At 31.7% G+C, this 17287-nt stretch carries 12 protein-coding genes and 1 pseudogene; 5 read left to right on the forward strand and 8 right to left on the reverse strand.

The features are described 5' to 3' along the window. Positions 1 to 35 precede the first annotated feature (35 nt). From NST87_RS12865 to NST87_RS12875, 3 genes and pseudogenes are all read left to right on the forward strand, one after another. A complete protein-coding gene (locus NST87_RS12865; protein ID WP_040030384.1) occupies positions 36 to 272 on the forward strand; it encodes a FeoA family protein in 237 nt (78 codons plus the stop codon). Further along, positions 265 to 2259, forward strand: a pseudogene (gene feoB / locus NST87_RS12870) (ferrous iron transport protein B). The gene NST87_RS12865 and the pseudogene feoB overlap by 8 nt, the downstream one beginning before the upstream one ends. A 12-nt stretch (positions 2260 to 2271) precedes the next feature. Further along, entirely contained in the window at positions 2272 to 2421 is a 150-nt protein-coding gene (locus NST87_RS12875) for a FeoB-associated Cys-rich membrane protein (protein WP_071562293.1), read from the forward strand. Between the two features lie 100 nt (positions 2422 to 2521). Here NST87_RS12875 and NST87_RS13870 read toward each other — a convergent pair. The 5 genes from NST87_RS13870 to alsS form a co-directional block, all read right to left on the reverse strand. Next, positions 2522 to 4035 (reverse strand): IS3 family transposase gene (locus tag NST87_RS13870; RefSeq protein ID WP_445684174.1). Its coding sequence is split into 2 segments (ribosomal slippage): positions 2522 to 3358 and positions 3361 to 4035, totalling 1512 coding nucleotides; the frame shifts between segments, so codons are not numbered across the junction. A gap of 81 nt (positions 4036 to 4116) precedes the next feature. Further along, the gene (locus NST87_RS12890) at positions 4117 to 6162 is read right to left on the reverse strand and encodes a type ISP restriction/modification enzyme (protein WP_340721766.1); all 2046 of its coding nucleotides are present in this window, start codon (positions 6160 to 6162) and stop codon (positions 4117 to 4119) included. A 363-nt stretch (positions 6163 to 6525) separates the two neighbouring features. Further along, positions 6526 to 8130 (reverse strand): L-lactate permease, encoded by a 1605-nt coding sequence (locus NST87_RS12895; protein ID WP_011302085.1) that lies wholly within the window; start codon positions 8128 to 8130, stop codon positions 6526 to 6528. 17 nt (positions 8131 to 8147) lie between these two features. Beyond that, positions 8148 to 8852: an acetolactate decarboxylase gene (gene budA, locus NST87_RS12900; RefSeq protein WP_047502956.1), complete on the reverse strand. Its 705-nt coding sequence runs from the start codon at positions 8850 to 8852 to the stop codon at positions 8148 to 8150. 58 nt (positions 8853 to 8910) lie between these two features. Beyond that, on the reverse strand, positions 8911 to 10575 hold the full coding sequence (gene alsS / locus NST87_RS12905) for an acetolactate synthase AlsS (protein ID WP_011302083.1): 1665 nt from the start codon (positions 10573 to 10575) through the stop codon (positions 8911 to 8913). A gap of 751 nt (positions 10576 to 11326) precedes the next feature. On the opposite strand from alsS, the gene lqo reads away from it, so the two are divergent. Further along, positions 11327 to 12823 carry an L-lactate dehydrogenase (quinone) gene (gene lqo, locus NST87_RS12910; RefSeq protein WP_019468546.1) on the forward strand — a complete coding sequence of 499 codons (1497 nt, stop codon included), beginning with the start codon at positions 11327 to 11329 and terminating at the stop codon, positions 12821 to 12823. A 39-nt stretch (positions 12824 to 12862) separates the two neighbouring features. Continuing rightward, entirely contained in the window at positions 12863 to 12964 is a 102-nt protein-coding gene (locus tag NST87_RS12915; RefSeq protein ID WP_019468545.1) for an SE2200 family small protein, read from the forward strand. A 140-nt stretch (positions 12965 to 13104) separates the two neighbouring features. Here NST87_RS12915 and NST87_RS13875 read toward each other — a convergent pair. The 3 genes from NST87_RS13875 to NST87_RS12935 all read right to left on the reverse strand — a co-directional run bounded on the left by NST87_RS13875 (position 13105) and on the right by NST87_RS12935 (position 17134). Further along, positions 13105 to 14648, reverse strand: a protein-coding gene (locus tag NST87_RS13875; protein WP_445684175.1) for an IS3 family transposase whose coding sequence is annotated in 2 segments (ribosomal slippage) — positions 13105 to 13971 and positions 13974 to 14648 — 1542 coding nt in all. Because the reading frame shifts where the segments join, the coding sequence is not laid out codon by codon here. 123 nt (positions 14649 to 14771) lie between these two features. After that, positions 14772 to 16367, reverse strand: coding sequence for a BCCT family transporter (locus NST87_RS12930; RefSeq protein ID WP_115041341.1), 1596 nt, complete (start codon positions 16365 to 16367; stop codon positions 14772 to 14774). A gap of 335 nt (positions 16368 to 16702) precedes the next feature. Then, positions 16703 to 17134, reverse strand: a complete 432-nt coding sequence (locus NST87_RS12935) for a universal stress protein (RefSeq protein ID WP_019467919.1) — start codon at positions 17132 to 17134, stop codon at positions 16703 to 16705. Positions 17135 to 17287 lie beyond the last annotated feature (153 nt).

The following is a 17287-nucleotide window of genomic DNA, read 5'->3' on the forward strand; positions in this document are numbered from 1 at the left end:
TTATTATTATCTCATTATAAGAAAGAGTGAGTTTTATGTTAAGCATAAAAAGTGGAGACTTAAAAAAGAATTACAAAATCAAAGAAATGAACATTAAAAATCAACACATGCGTCATCGGTTAAATGCACTTGGTTTAGTGAATGGTACGAAGTTAAAAATTAAACAAAAGTGCTTGTTCAAAGGCCCTTGTATATTAGAAGTGAATGGTCAATGTTTAAGTATTCGTGGTTGTGATGCATGTCAGATTGAATTAGAGGAAGCCAATGACTAATAGTTATTGTATTTTAGGGAACCCTAACGTCGGTAAAACATCTTTATTTAATGCATTGACTGGCACATACGAATATGTAGGAAACTGGAGTGGTGTAACTGTAGAGAAAAAAGTAGGTCGCCTCAAACAGCATATTGGAGACCTAGTTGATTTACCAGGTATTTATGAATTGTCACCTATATCAAAAGACGAAATGGTTGTTACTGATTATTTATTGAATAGTCAATTTTCTGGCATGATCAATATTATAGATGCCAGCCAACTCAAACGTAATTTGCAGCTTACAGTTCAACTCATGGAATTAGGTGCACCTTTAATCATTGGATTAAATATGGTTGATGTTGCTACAAAACGTGGTATTCGTATCAACCAGCAAGCACTTATGAAAAAATTAAAATTGCCACTACTACCTATCATAGCAAGAAATGGTAAAGGCACACATCAATTATTAGATTCTTTGAAAGACAATGGCTTATCAAAAAACAGACCATTAAAATTAAATTATGGTAAGCATATTGAAGCTACAATATCACAAATTGAAGCACATTTAACATCTAGCACCTCTATTGATAAACAATTAGCACGTTTTATCTCAATACAATTTTTATTAGAAAATCCAAAAATTCATGACTTTTTAGATGACGCTGTTTTGAAAGAAATAACATTATTGCGTCAAAATTTATCAGAAGAATTAGATAATTCTATAAGGGATGAGATACAAGCAATACGCAATACATATATAGACAATATTTTAAAAGATACGGTTGAATATCCGGATGAAGAACGACAATATTTCACGCATCGGATAGATCGCATTTTAACAAATAAATATTTAGGCATTCCAATCTTTTTAATCATTATGTGGTTGATTTTCCACGTTACCTTCACTTGGATCGGTACACCTATATCCGATGCATTAGATGAATTTTTAGGTGGAACCTTTACAGATACGGTATCAAACTTGATGGATAAATTAGGTCTCGTTCCATTTTTACAAGATTTAATCAATGACGGTATTATTGCTGGTGTAGGTGCAGTACTTGTATTTGTGCCACAAATACTGGTCCTTTTCTTCTTTATTTCTCTGTTAGAAGACTCTGGTTATATGTCTCGTATTGCCATATTAATGGATCGAATTATGGAATACTTTGGTCTTAGTGGTAAATCTTTTATACCAATGATTATAGGATTTGGATGTAACGTGCCAAGTATCATGGCAGCACGTAGTATTGAAAGTGAGAAGGAAAGACTTACAACGATTTTGATTGCACCATTTATGTCTTGTTCTGCGAGATTACCCGTTTACGCATTGTTTGTAGGTGTGTTTTTTGAATCTCATCAGGCACTCATCGTCCTAAGCTTATATGTACTTGGTATCGTTGTCGCTTTATTAACAAGTGTACTATTAACGAAAACAGTATTAAAAAATGATGATTCTGTATTTATCGTTGAATTACCTACTTATCGATTACCATCAGTCAAAACACTATGAAGAAGTACATGGGAAAAAGCTAAAGGTTTTGTTAAAAAAGCAGGAACATTTATCTTTGCTGGTTCGGTAATTATTTGGTTATTGAATTATACCGGTCCTGGCGGTTTCAATGTAGACGTTAATGATAGCTTTTTACATTCAATTGGAAGTTTCTTTGCTGTATTAGTTGCACCATTAGGATTTGGTTCATGGCAAGCGGGTGCTACATTAATACCTGGATTTTTAGCAAAAGAAGTGATCGTTAGCTCGATGGCAATTATCTATGCATCAGACGAAGCTGGTCTTGTAAACATTATACAAAGTCATTTCACACCATTATCAGCATATTCGTTTATGATTTTCATCTTGCTATATATACCATGTTTATCTACAGTAGCAACCATTCGCAAAGAAACATATTCACTTAAATGGACTGTACTGGCTGTAGCATATCCATTAATCACTGCATATTTACTTTCGTTTGTCTTTTATCAAATTGGACTATTATTTTATTAAGGATGTGATTTAATGACGATTATTATCAATGTTGTTATCTTTCTAGCTATTATTAGTTATGTTGTTTTTACATTATTCAACTTTTTCAAGAAAGCTAAAGCAGGTAAATGTAGTTCTTGTGGCTCTAAGCGTGGGTGTCATACAGGAAAGAAAACATTATGACTTTCTATCACTTTTGATAAGTTCATCAATTTTTATGAAAGTGACAGCATACTCAAATCTTTTTATGTTTTTCATTCACATCAAAAGATAAATAGGAAGATTAATATCTCTGATTAAAAAATTCTATATATGAATTAATTGCTTTTATTGCTGTAGCCTTGTCTTTAAAAATCACTTTTTTTCTTCCTCTAAACAATTCACTTTTAATAGTTCCCCATACACCTTCCATAGGTCCATTATCTATGCAACATCCTGGTCGTGACATACTTTGTTTTATACCAAGTTGCTCTAACGTAACTTTAAATAATCTGCTTGTATATTGATATCCTCTGTCGCTATGTAAGAGTATACCTTCGGTATTCGGCACAAGTTTGACTGCTTTTTTGAGCGTATCTAATACAAATTTATTGTTATTTGAGGTACTTAATTTATGACTGATAATCTGTTTGCTGCCTAAGTCATAAATAGCACTTAAGTAAAGTTTTTTACCATTGCTTAGTTTGAATTCTGTAACGTCAGTTAACCATTTTTTATTTGGGATTTGTTCTTCAAATTTTCTATTTAATATATTATGTGCTGTAATTTCAGGTGTTGTTTTAATATATCGTTTTCTTTTAGGGCGGATAGTAGATTTTAGATTCAGTTGATTCATCAATCTATAGACACGTTTATGATTTACTTTTTGATGTAGTTTAAGTCTTAAATATATGTATATACGACGATATCCATATATGCCTTTGTATTTATTGTAGATATCAACGATATCTTTGATCAATTTTTGGTTTTCAATTTCTTTATTTGATGGTTTGCGATGTAACCATTTATAGTAACTTGAACGTGATATCTTTAATACTGAACATAACCAAGCTATCGGATAAAGGTTTTTAAATGCTTTTACCGTTTGGTATGATGCTTTTTGTCTGATGCCTGTTTCATCAACTTCCTTTCTATTTCTTCTTCCTTTTTTAAAACGTCATTTTCCATTTGAAGAAATTTATTTTTCTCTTTAAGTATCTTAATTTCAGCTTTTAATGCCTCTTCAGGTGTTAATACAGACTGGGGTTTCCCTTTTCCACGTCCATCTTTAAGCCCATCATATCCATGCAAGTTGTACTTTTTTACCCAGTTATATACTTGGCTATAATTGATGTTAAAATGATTTGCTGTTGTCTTATACGATTGGCCATGATTCATATAATAATCAACGATTTCTACACGATCTTCAAATGTTAATGATTTATATTTCAATTGATACACCTCGGGTTTTGGAGAATATGTTTTTAATATTTTACCCGACAAATACTTTGAAATCCATTTGTTTACAGTTGAAGTAGTGGGGATATTATATTTAACTACTAAATCAGTTAAAGATAGGCCATCATTTATATATTCGTGCACAACTTTAAGCTTAAATTCATTTGAGTAGGTATTATTTCTCTGAATTGGTAAAAGCACCTTTATTCCATGCTTCTTAAATTTATAATAGTTAATCAATAATGTTCTAGGAGAACAATTTAAATTTAATTTTTGAATTACATTTTTCATACTATATCCTTCTTCATATAAGCTGAAAGCTTTTTGATAAGTTTCAGGTGATAATTTTCTATGAGTCATAAAAAAGCTCCCTTCAAAGTTTACATTTTTAAGTGTCTACTTTGAAGGGAGCATATCAATTTGAGCAAGCCTTTTATAATACTATTTATCGATGATTTCCAATGGCGGTAACTCATGAATTAAATCTATTGTTAATACCGATAAATTTATTATTTTTAATAAATGATTCAGTATATATTTAGGATCATCAGAATATTCATTTGGGTCATCAATTATACCTGAATTTTTATCAACCTTGATTTGATATTGATCCATAACCCATTCAATTGCTGATTTTCCGTTAACCTTGTAATCATAAGCTCTATTTGGAATTTCTTTTATAGTTATATCATTATTTACAATAATAGTGTTTTTTTCATTTCGCTTTGGAAATGTCATTTTTTTTATTTTATATGATGGATTTTCACTTTGGTTTATTACTACTTCAGAACTTAAATCACAACTTTCATAATTCAAGTGTAAATTCATTAATTTACGTCCTATTTCAATAAACTTCTCTTTATTTTTTACTAATGGAATTCTAGGCAATTCTTTACTTAAATTCGCAGAAAACTTACTCTTATATTCATTTGAATGAAACAATCCATAAATATAATACATTAAATTTTCTCTATTTAAGCCAGATATATCAAAACTAGAAAAATTAATATTACTTTCATACTCGCCGTTTTTATTATTTATGAATTCGACAAAACCTTGCCCCTTTTCCATTAAATCCAAATTGGGTATTACGTTTACTGCTAAGGCCGAAAATTCTCTTGATGAACCTACTCCTGTAATATAAATTGCTTTATTTTTTTCGCTAAATAATTCTTTACTTTTCCCTGGTCTTTCAATAATATTTCTATCATAATATAGCCATTTTTTTGTAAAAGGACGATACATACTTACTTCAATATTCTTATCATTAAGTGTGATTTTTTCACCTTTTTTAAATTTTTTCGTTAAATTAACAGTCCATTTAATTTTTGAAGACTCCATATTTCGTTTTTCGTTTGTATACTTACCTTTGTTCTCTTTTACTTGTTTAATATTATCGTTGTAGTTCGAAATCATTTCTTGAGCCTTTTTTATCGTTTTTACTTTATTAAATCCATAAACCCATGCGTCCCTATTAGTACTAACGCCTATTACTTTTTTATTAAATACATCTGTAATAGAATTGTAATTCTCATATTTTTCATCTCTTTGGTTTATCCAATCATGGTTATTGTCAGGTTGTATATTTTGCCATTCAATGTTTTTCACAGATTCTTGTTGTGAAATTATATCTAATTTTTCTTTTCTGTTCAAATAGTCTCCAATATCTTTATAATAAATATTATGGTTATTAGAACCATCTTTTATTAAAGTTATAATTACTATTGGAGTACGGCTTCCAGAACCAAATATTTTACCTCCTTCTTTTCTAGACTGTTCTCCTTGAGTCCTTTGGTCTCCTCTTAAATTGTAAATATATATATGATTAAATTCTTCATAAATATTTTTCCGAACTCCTGATGTCGCATTACTATCAATAAAAGAAGCATTGATTACAAATGATATGATACCTTTATCTCCAATTCGGTCTGTAGCCCATCTTAATGCTAAAATATAAGAGTCATATAAAGATTTTCTTAATTTAGCAGTTGAATATTTAGCATAAGTATTCTCTATTCTTTTATTTAAATTGGGATACTTTAAGTTTGCCGTATTATCATTTGCATTTTTTTGTCCTATAGAATAAGGCGGATTGCCAATAATAACAAAAATATCATCCTTTTTTTGTTCCTGTAATCTATAATTATTTTCATTTAAAATATTCTCTTCAAAGTAATCATTAGTTTCAGTACTTTCGAAAGTATCTGTTAACACAATACCTTCGAATGATTCATAATCACCATCAATAAGTGAATTAAATACCTCTTCTATATTAATTGTAGCAATATAGTAACTTAACAAAACAATTTCATTAGCATGAAGTTCTTGATTAAACTTCCGTACTAGATCTTCTTTTTTTATAATCCCACTTTGTAATAATCTTACTATAAATGTGCCAGTGCCCGTAAATGGATCTAACATATGGACATTTTTTTCGCTTAATTCTTTATCAAAATATAACTTAGAAACATCATTTACAGATTTCAAAATAAAATCTACTACTTCTACAGGAGTAAAAAGCGATAACTAACACAATTTTTATAGTTAGAGTTGGTGTATCGCAGTTAGCATTTTTGTCCAAATAAAATTGAAAATGTGTATAGAATTGATTGGGGAATCTTTAGCATAAATAATACTTTATATACAGCAAAACTTTGAGGAACACAAAAAACACTAAAGTCGTATGACAAAACGCCATCGACTTTAGTGTTTTTTAATTGGTTTTATAATAAATATTTTCCAGGAAATAATCTATGCGGTATTTCCACTAACTTTTTAACTTATCATACATGCTCATATAGCTAAGTAGCGAGCATGATATGCTTTAATTTCGGTCTTTTCAAATTCATTTTATGAAATAAATAAACTACAAATAAATGTCCAAATACAAACGAGAATTAACAATCCGATACTGAAACGCATTGCCATTTTCATCAGTTCTGATTCTTTACCTACTTTATTAACTGCTGCTGTAGCGATAGCTATAGATTGTGGTGATACAATCTTAGCAGTTACACCACCAGCGACATTAGCTGCAACAAGTAATGAACCTTTTGTACCAATTTGTTCAGCAACAGAGGCTTGAATTGGCGCAAACAATGAATTATTGTTTACGACGGATCCCGTCATAAATACACCAATCCAACCAAGTAGTGGTGACAATAATGGGAAGGCAGCGCCTGTTTTAGATATGCCTTGTCCCATAGCATTACTTAATCCACCATATGTTGTAATTTTAGATACTGCTAAAATGAAACAAATGGTTAACACTGAAATCCATAATTCTTTAACTGTGAGACCCAGTAAATGACCAGCCGTTTTAAAGCTCATATTTTTCGCAATAATAATTGTAATGATCGCTGTAATTAAAATCGCTGTACCTGTTTGAGCAAAGAAATTGAATGTCAGTTCATTCGGTTTATTAGTCACAGCATTCATCGTACCCGGCACATTAAAGTTCACAACAAGTGCACTTAGGGCACCACCTTTTTCAAATAAACCTTTAAATGCTGGTAAGCTCCAGATCATCACAACAATCGTTAAAATGATAAACGGGCTCCATGCATAAGTGATGTGTCCAATAGAATGTTTAGGCACGGCATCTGCTTTTTCATCTTTATTAATTCTGAAAATATTTTTAGGTTGCCATTTTTTTGAGAACAATGCTAATGCAATCATTGCTACAAGGCCAGGGATAATATCAGCCAACTCTGGTCCAGCAAAAGCTGCAATAAGCACTTGTAAAACTGTGAAAGTAACTGCCACAACTAAAGTGGCTGGGAAAGTTTCTTTCACACCTTTAAAGCCATCCATAATATACATTAATAAAAATGGCACAACGAAACTAATAAAACCTAACGTTAAATTACCAATTAACGCTACTTGAGATGTTGTTACACCACCTGGCAAATTCAAAGTATCCACGATAGCAATCGGTATACCTACCGCACCATAAGCACCTGCTGCTGCATTACTTACTAAACAATACATCGCAGCTTGCAAAGGTTTAAAACCTAATTGTGTTAATAGTACCGCACAAATGGCAATAGGTACGCCAAAGCCTGCAGCACCTTCTAAAAATCCATTAAATACAAAGCCAATCAATAATAATTGAACACGTTGGTCTCGTGAGACACTCGCGATACTATCTTGAACAATAGCAAATTGGCCGCTTTTTGTAGCAATTTTATATAACCAAACTGCCATGATTACAATAAAGCCTATTGGGATAATCCCTTGATAAAAGCCCTCTAAAGTAGCGCCGCCTGCAATACTTCCTGGTAATTTAAAGAAAGCCATAGCAACAATAATTGTAACGATTAACGTTGTAATTGCTGCATAAACACCTTTCATTTTAAATACAGTCAAACATAATAAAAATAATATAATTGGTATTGCGGCTACAATACTTGAAAGTAGCAGATTATTAAAAGGGTTAAAACTTTCAACTAACATATTTGCTCGCTACTCCTTTATTCTGCTTGTCTTATTTCTTTTGCAATATCTTTGTAGTCAATATCCGTATTTGTAAATGCTTCATCATCGACTGCAAAATGTTGTTCAAATGTTTCAAAGTTTTGAATTTCTACCGTAACATCTGAAACTTCAAAATCCAATACGTGTCCGCCAAAATTACGGTCATCATTAGCGAAATGAACATGGAAACCTGCTGAACCAATACCATGGAATAATTCTGGTGTAAAGAAGCCTACAATAGAACCTTTGATATTTTCTTCAATTTGTTCAGGTTGTCTATTCGCTGAGTTAATCAATCTTGTATATGGTGGCTCTTGTCCTGGCATCATACGTACATGCATTTTTTTAAATGTTCCTGAAATTTTAACAGCAGAAAATAAATTTTCACTTAACATTTTTTCTTTAACTTCATCATAAACTTCTGCTAAAGATTTATTGCTTGTGCTATACGTTTTATCAGGTGTAAATCTTGATACGGTTGCATATGGTGATAATTCATCACCTTTCAATTCTACAAATTCTTTATGTTCATTGGCATGATAAGCTTTACCATCAACGATAATCACTTCACCATCTGAACCTGTTAAAGTCGCAATGCCAATGTCTCCATGTTCTAATAAATTATTGATTGAAGCAGTACCTTGTAAAAGGCCTGCCATCAATGTACCTAATGTGCCGTGTTGATATAGTACGTTAGTCATAACTTTATTCACTCCTATTTTGATAAATAATTAATCATTTTCGCCGTTTGATTCGATATTAGTTAAAAGCGTCAGGTAACATATTTGTTGAAAGTTTGACATTATCTTTGTAATTCACTGGGATATCAATTAATACTGGTCCTTCAGTTTCGTATCCCTCTTTAATTGCCGCTTCTAATTCTTCTTGATTTGTTACACGTAAGCCTTTAGCACCAAATGATTCAGCATATTTAACGAAGTCTACTGAACCAAAGTCTACACCTGAACTACGTTCATATTTCATTTCTTCTTGGAATTCAACCATGTTATATTTACCGTCATTCCAAATTAATTGAATGATATTAAGATTTTTACGTACAGCAGTTTCTAAGTCTTGTGCTGAGAATAAGAAACCACCATCACCAGCAACGGATACAACTTGTGTATTAGGACGTACTAAAGCAGCTGAAATAGCCCATGGTAACGCAACACCTAACGTTTGCATACCATTACTGAATAGCAAGTGTCTTGGATTGTAACTTCTAAATTTACGTGCCATCCAAATATAGTGACTACCTACGTCTACAGTTACTGTTGTATCATCTGATAATACTTTTTGCATTGACTTAATGACTTCAACTGGGTGTAACACGCCATCTTCATGTGTTGGTTTGATACCAGTTGATTCAAGTATATGCGCTCTTAAAGTTTCTAATTCGTCTAAATGTTTTTGACTGATAAAAGGTTCATCGACTTTGTCAGAAATAAGTTCGATTGTGCCAGCAATATTACCAACCAATTCTTTTGCTGGTTGCATATGATTTGTAATTTCCGCTTGAATTTCATCTATATTAATAATTTTAGTATCTAATTCTTTATTCCAATTGCTCGCTTCATATTCAATTGGATCATAACCAATCGTAACAACGAGGTCACTTTTTCTTAATAATTCGTCACCGACTTGGTTACGGAATAAACCAACACGACCAAAGAAATGGGATTCTAGTTCACGACTAATCACACCCGCACCTTGGAATGTTTCTACAACTGGTAAATTTGTTTTTTCAACTAATTTACGGATTGCATTCGTTTCGTCTGAACTTGAACTTCTCATACCTGCTAATAATACAGGGAATTTCGCGTTTTTAATCGCTTCAATTACTTCATTAACATTTTGTTCACTTGGCACACCTAAGCTAGGTTTTTGGCAAAGTGCAATCGCTTGTGATTCAACCGGTGCAGAAATAACATCTTGCGGTATGCTTATGAAACTTGCGCCATTTTTACCTGAAGTTGCAGTTCTCATCGCATTTGTCATAACTTCTGATAATGACTCTGGATCTTGAACTTCTTCACTATATTTTGTTGAAGATTTTAATAATGCTGCATTATCAATACTTTGGTGTGTTAGACGTAATAAATCGTTACGTTTAACTTGGCCACCTAATGCTAATACAGGGTCTCCTTCTGATGTCGCTGTTAAAAGTCCAGTCGTTAAATTACTTACCCCTGGGCCACTTGTTACTAAGGCAACACCTGGTTTACCTGTTAAGCGTCCAATACCTTGTGCCATCATTGCCGCGTTTTGCTCATGACGCGTTACAATAAGTTCTGGGCCATCATCTTCAAGTGCATTGAATAAATAATCGATTTTAGCACCTGGGATACCGAATACATATTCCACACCATTATTTTTCAAAGTATTTATTACCATATTTGCTGCTGTATAATTTTTGTCAGCCATTTTACATTCATTCCCTTTCAACATTTAATGCAAAAAATCATTAATCATTGCAAGCAATTTAAATTATTCACTTAACAATGTATTAAAAATTTAATCTCATTACATTATTATGAAAAAATCATATTTAATACTCTAAATTAGCGCCGTTCACATTTAGTCCTATACCATGGCATGTCATAACGAATGATTTGCGCTGTAAATTGATTACATACTTATTATAAAACGCTGCAACATATATATAAAATACATATTATCTATCTAACCCATAGAAAAAAGTAATGGTTAGAACATGTGAAAGTTGGATAATTTGCGTGTATATGGATAACTATTATATAGGAAGTTTTTAAAATAGCTATTATCTTTCCAGTTGCTCATATATTGATACTTGAAAAATTAAACTCTCCTATTTAGTACTTACACGCGTGCGTGCATAAATAAATGTACATATATTTTAATAGTTGTGTTTGTTGAAGATTGATCGGGGTAAAATTACATAGAACTATAATTTTTCTATATTTAATTAGCAATGCTATATTATGGAATGTTTGTAAATTTTCTGTTTAAATGAAGTTGTACATCAATAGAATAACAAAAAAGATATTTAAAAAATTTATTTCTCTCTATGTTTTAATAGTAGAAATAAAAAAGATTCCATATTAGAATGGCACCTATAAAAAATATGTATTTTAATGATAGGTGATTTAGTATTATACTATAGTTGCAAGTTGAGATAAGGAAAGGTGATTAGATAATGGCTACTAACAAAGAGTCAAAAAGCGTTGTAATAATTGGCGCTGGGGTATTAAGTACTACATTCGGTACAATGATTAAAGAATTAGCACCAGAATGGGATATTAAATTATACGAGCGTTTAGATCGTCCAGGTGATGAAAGTTCTCACGAGCGTCATAACGCTGGTACAGGACACGCTGCTTTATGTGAATTGAATTATACAGTTAGACAACCAGATGGTTCAATTAACATTGAGCAAGCGAAAGAGATTAATGAACAATTTGAATTATCAAAACAATTTTGGAGTCATTTAGTTCAAAACAAAACAATCAGTAACCCTGAAGAATTTATTCGTCCGCTACCACACATTAGCTTTGTAAGAGGTAAAAATAACGTTCAATTTTTAAAAGATCGTTATGAAGCTATGAAAGAATTCCCAATGTTCGACAATATTGAATATACAGAAGATATTGAACAAATGAGAAAATGGATTCCATTAATGATGCAAGGTCATAGTGCAGGTGACATTATGGCAGCTAGTAAAATTGATGAAGGTTCTGACGTAAACTTTGGTGAACTTACTCGTAAAATGGCCAAAAACTTAGAAAAACAACCTAATGTAGATGTTCAATACAACCACGAAGTAATGGACTTTAACCAACGTAAAGACGGTAAATGGGAAGTTAAAGTACGTCAACGTAACAGTGGTAGTGTAGAAACACAACTAGCTGATTATGTATTTATTGGTGCAGGTGGTGGCGCAATTCCACTATTACAAAAAACAGGAATTCCTGAAAGTAAACACTTAGGTGGATTCCCAATCACTGGTCAATTCTTAATCTGTACAAATCCAGATGTTATACAAGCACATGATGCTAAAGTATACGGTAAAGAACCTCAAGGTACACCACCAATGACTGTACCTCACTTAGATACACGTTATATTGATGGTGAACGTACATTACTATTTGGACCATTCGCTAGTATTGGACCTAAATTCCTTAAACAAGGTTCTAATTTAGATTTATTTAAATCTGTTAAACCATATAACATCACAACTTTATTAGCATCAGCAGTTAAAAACTTACCATTAATTAAATATTCAATTGATCAAATCTTGATGACTAAAGAAGGTACTATGAACCATCTTCGTACATTCTACCCAGAAGCACGTGACGAAGACTGGCAATTATACAATGCTGGTAAACGTGTTCAAGTAATCAAAGATACACCTGAAAACGGTAAAGGCTTTATCCAATTCGGTACAGAAGTGGTTAATTCTGAAGATCATACTGTAATTGCATTATTAGGTGAATCTCCAGGGGCTTCTACTTCAGTATCAGTTGCATTAGAAGTATTAGAGAAAAACTTCCCTGAATATAAATCAGAATGGACACCAAAAATCAAAAAAATGATTCCATCTTATGGTCAATCATTAATTGAAGATCCTGATTTAATGAGACGTACACGTCAACAAACTTCTAAAAGCTTAAACCTAAACTATTATAGTAAATAGTAGTTTAATGCATAATAATTTTAAAGGATTGTGAAAAAAATGAAAAAACTATTAGTAGTTTCAGTAATCGGCGCTATCGGTTTTTGCGCTTTAAAACGTTATCAAAAACACGTGAATAAAGCACCGAATATCGAATATTAAAAACAACTAACAATTGTAGGGCTTCAATTGAGAGTTTAGAACGACCCCCACTCTTAATTGTAAAAAGACTAATTCGCTTGTGAACTGCACCCTGTCAAGTAGACAGTGAAAAAAACAAAATGTTTATGGCTACCTTATATTTACGATATAAGGGTAGCCATTTTTAATGTTATTCTTTCTTGATTAAAAAATTCTATATATGAATTAATTGCTTTTATTGCTGTAGCCTTGTCTTTAAAAATCACTTTTTTTCTTCCTCTAAACAATTCACTTTTAATAGTTCCCCATACACCTTCCATAGGTCCATTATCTATGCAACATCCTGGTCGTGACATACTTTGTTTTATACCAAGTTGCTCTAACGTAACTTTAAATAATCTGCTTGTATATTGATATCCTCTGTCGCTATGTAAGAGTATACCTTCGGTATTCGGCACAAGTTTGACTGCTTTTTTGAGCGTATCTAATACAAATTTATTGTTATTTGAGGTACTTAATTTATGACTGATAATCTGTTTGCTGCCTAAGTCATAAATAGCACTTAAGTAAAGTTTTTTACCATTGCTTAGTTTGAATTCTGTAACGTCAGTTAACCATTTTTTATTTGGGATTTGTTCTTCAAATTTTCTATTTAATATATTATGTGCTGTAATTTCAGGTGTTGTTTTAATATATCGTTTTCTTTTAGGGCGGATAGTAGATTTTAGATTCAGTTGATTCATCAATCTATAGACACGTTTATGATTTACTTTTTGATGTAGTTTAAGTCTTAAATATATGTATATACGACGATATCCATATATGCCTTTGTATTTATTGTAGATATCAACGATATCTTTGATCAATTTTTGGTTTTCAATTTCTTTATTTGATGGTTTGCGATGTAACCATTTATAGTAACTTGAACGTGATATCTTTAATACTGAACATAACCAAGCTATCGGATAAAGGTTTTTAAATGCTTTTACCGTTTGGTATGATGCTTTTTGTCTGATGCCTGTTTCATCAACTTCCTTTCTATTTCTTCTTCCTTTTTTAAAACGTCATTTTCCATTTGAAGAAATTTATTTTTCTCTTTAAGTATCTTAATTTCAGCTTTTAATGCCTCTTCAGGTGTTAATACAGACTGGGGTTTCCCTTTTCCACGTCCATCTTTAAGCCCATCATATCCATGCAAGTTGTACTTTTTTACCCAGTTATATACTTGGCTATAATTGATGTTAAAATGATTTGCTGTTGTCTTATACGATTGGCCATGATTCATATAATAATCAACGATTTCTACACGATCTTCAAATGTTAATGATTTATATTTCAATTGATACACCTCGGGTTTTGGAGAATATGTTTTTAATATTTTACCCGACAAATACTTTGAAATCCATTTGTTTACAGTTGAAGTAGTGGGGATATTATATTTAACTACTAAATCAGTTAAAGATAGGCCATCATTTATATATTCGTGCACAACTTTAAGCTTAAATTCATTTGAGTAGGTATTATTTCTCTGAATTGGTAAAAGCACCTTTATTCCATGCTTCTTAAATTTATAATAGTTAATCAATAATGTTCTAGGAGAACAATTTAAATTTAATTTTTGAATTACATTTTTCATACTATATCCTTCTTCATATAAGCTGAAAGCTTTTTGATAAGTTTCAGGTGATGATTTTCTATGAGTCATAAAAAAGCTCCCTTCAAAGTTTACATTTTTAAGTGTCTACTTTGAAGGGAGCATATCAAAAACGAATTAGTCCTTTATTTTGAAATTGCAGTTTATGTTCCAACTATTTCTTATATTTAATAATTATTCTGATTTGTTGTCGCTTCTATTTTCTGCAATTCTCGTATATTCTTTGAGTCTGTGCTTGTTAGGTGATAATGTTAAACCTAAAAACTTACGTTCTTGGTTGGCATCTTTATAGAAACTAACCATCATACAAAGCACGATGATAGAGAATGGTAAGGCAGTCATGATTGCCATATTTTGTAGCGCATTTAATCCATTATCTCCACCTGAGAATAGTAAAATAAATGCAATCAATGCTTGTGCAATTCCCCAGATGACTTTAACTATTACGGATGGGTTTAATGAACCAAATGTTGTTTGCATTCCTAATACGAATGTCGCTGAATCGGCTGACGTAATAAAGAATGTTGCTATTAATAGCAACGTTACAATGGATAACACAAAGCCTAATGGCACCTCATTAAACACACCAAATAATGCAGTTTCTGGAGGCATATCAAATATTTTAGGTGTTTTTTTCGCAGTTTCGATACCTAGAACACCAAATGCTGCAAACCAAACTAAACTTACAAGTACTGGTGCTAACAGAACTCCAGATACGAATTCTCTAATTGAGCGTCCTTTAGATACACGTGCAATGAATATACCCACAAACGGACTCCAACTAATCCACCAAGCTAATTGGAAGAACGTCCATGATTTCATCCATTCATTTTTTTGTGGATCTAATGGTGCTGTATCAAACATGTTAAATAAGAGCGTGTTTAAATACTCACCTGTTGAACTTGTTAACATATTTAAAATAAGAACAGTTGGTCCTACAATAAAAACAAACAATAAGATTATGCCGGCTAAACCAATATTAGCGTTACTCAAATATTGGATACCACGGCTTAAACCTGACCATGCACTTGTTAAAAATAATATGGTAACAATAAGTATAATTATACCTTGAGTCATGATAGTATTTGGAACATCAAATAGGTAGTTTAGACCACCTGCGATTTGCATAGCGCCTAAACCTAATGATACTGCTACCCCGCCAATTGTGGCAAAGACAGAAACAACATCAATGATTGTCCCTAAGGGGCCATCAACTTTATTTCCGAAAATTGGACGTAATGTTTTTGAAATTAATGCAGGTTCATTTTTTCTAAATTGGAAGTAAGCTAACGCTAACGCTACAACACCATATACTGCCCATGCATGGAAACCCCATTGCATAAATGCCCCTCTTAAAGCTTCTTTATAGGCAGTTGCTGATTGAGGATCACCAGATGGTGGAGATACAAAGTGACTGATTGGTTCAGCTGCTCCCCAGAATACTAAACCAATTCCCATACCAGCACTAAATAGCATCGCAAACCATGAAATTGTGTTAAATTCTGGTTTATCTTCAGGTTTACCCAATTTCAATTTTCCAATTGGACTAAATATCAAGAAGACACAGAAGAATATCATTAGAGCTACAATAACCATATAATACCAACCAAAGTATTCAGTAATCCAACCAGTAATATTTGTCCCTATTGAATTAAACTGATTTGGAAATATTGCACCTAACAATACAACTATTGCGGTAATAATAATACTATAAGTAAAAACAGAGGACAGTTTCTTCCCACTAGCATTATGTTGTTTATTTTCCAAAATTAGTAACCTCCCTTATAATTGAACATTAGGCAGAATAACAGACTTTATATATTAAAACAACAGCACTAATGTTTCTTTTAATATATATTGTGATGCTAAAGCCGTCATAAAAGGATTACAAAACTAAACATAAAAATTCAATATTTCTATAAATATATTTATTAAAGTTGAATTCATTAACTTTAAAATAAACTTGCTCATGTTTTAATTTAAAAAATAAAAAACTAGAAAGTAATTTTAACCATTACTTTCTAGTCTAAAATATGATGTTTTTTATGAGGAAACATAACGCTCATCGCTACAATAAAAGCATTTCAATACTTTATACTTCAATATTATTTCACTATAAGTACTGGTATAGGACTTCTTTTAGCAACTTTATGTGTTACATCTCCAAGTACATGTTTGATATCTATACTTACGCGATGGTTACTCATTACAACTAAATCAAAATCGCCTACATCCGTATCTCCAAAACTGATTCTCTCAAGTATGGTATCTTTTACAGGCCCAAATTCGATGGCTACTTTATAATTAATACCTTGCTCTTTTAATTTTTCAAGAAATGGAGAAAGTTCTTCTTCTTTTTCTTTAATAATATCTTCTTTATGTTTATTTTCATAACGTACACTCGCCAATAAATCATTTTCAGTCATGACATTATGAACAACTACAGTAGAATCTTCTCCAACTAATTTCGCTAAGTTTTCGGGAATGTTATCGAAATCATTTTCAAAAGAGTATGGTAGTAAAATATTTTTATACATAATAAATCACCTTTCTTAATTAAACTATTGCAAAACAGTCTCATGTAGTTTTGCTCGTTTAAATATATTTTTGGTGCCTTAATGCGTATTTTACTAGTGAAACAACTGAAGTATTGAGCAACTTTTTGCATTAAATCAATGATGTACCCATAC

It is taken from the genome of Staphylococcus sp. FSL W8-0271 (assembly GCF_038006605.1).
In the GTDB taxonomy this organism is placed as follows: Bacteria; Bacillota; Bacilli; order Staphylococcales; family Staphylococcaceae; genus Staphylococcus; species Staphylococcus cohnii.

What these genes read in the sequence shown, in the direction of transcription:
- NST87_RS12915 (WP_019468545.1), top strand. Translation starts at nt 12,863, where the DNA reads ATGAAAAAACTATTAGTAGTTTCAGTAATCGGCGCTATCGGTTTTTGC.
- lqo (WP_019468546.1), top strand. Translation starts at nt 11,327, where the DNA reads ATGGCTACTAACAAAGAGTCAAAAAGCGTTGTAATAATTGGCGCTGGG.
- NST87_RS12895 (WP_011302085.1), bottom strand. Translation starts at nt 8,130, where the DNA reads ATGTTAGTTGAAAGTTTTAACCCTTTTAATAATCTGCTACTTTCAAGT.
- NST87_RS12935 (WP_019467919.1), bottom strand. Translation starts at nt 17,134, where the DNA reads ATGTATAAAAATATTTTACTACCATACTCTTTTGAAAATGATTTCGAT.
- budA (WP_047502956.1), bottom strand. Translation starts at nt 8,852, where the DNA reads ATGACTAACGTACTATATCAACACGGCACATTAGGTACATTGATGGCA.
- alsS (WP_011302083.1), bottom strand. Translation starts at nt 10,575, where the DNA reads ATGGCTGACAAAAATTATACAGCAGCAAATATGGTAATAAATACTTTG.
- NST87_RS12875 (WP_071562293.1), top strand. Translation starts at nt 2,272, where the DNA reads ATGACGATTATTATCAATGTTGTTATCTTTCTAGCTATTATTAGTTAT.
- NST87_RS12865 (WP_040030384.1), top strand. Translation starts at nt 36, where the DNA reads ATGTTAAGCATAAAAAGTGGAGACTTAAAAAAGAATTACAAAATCAAA.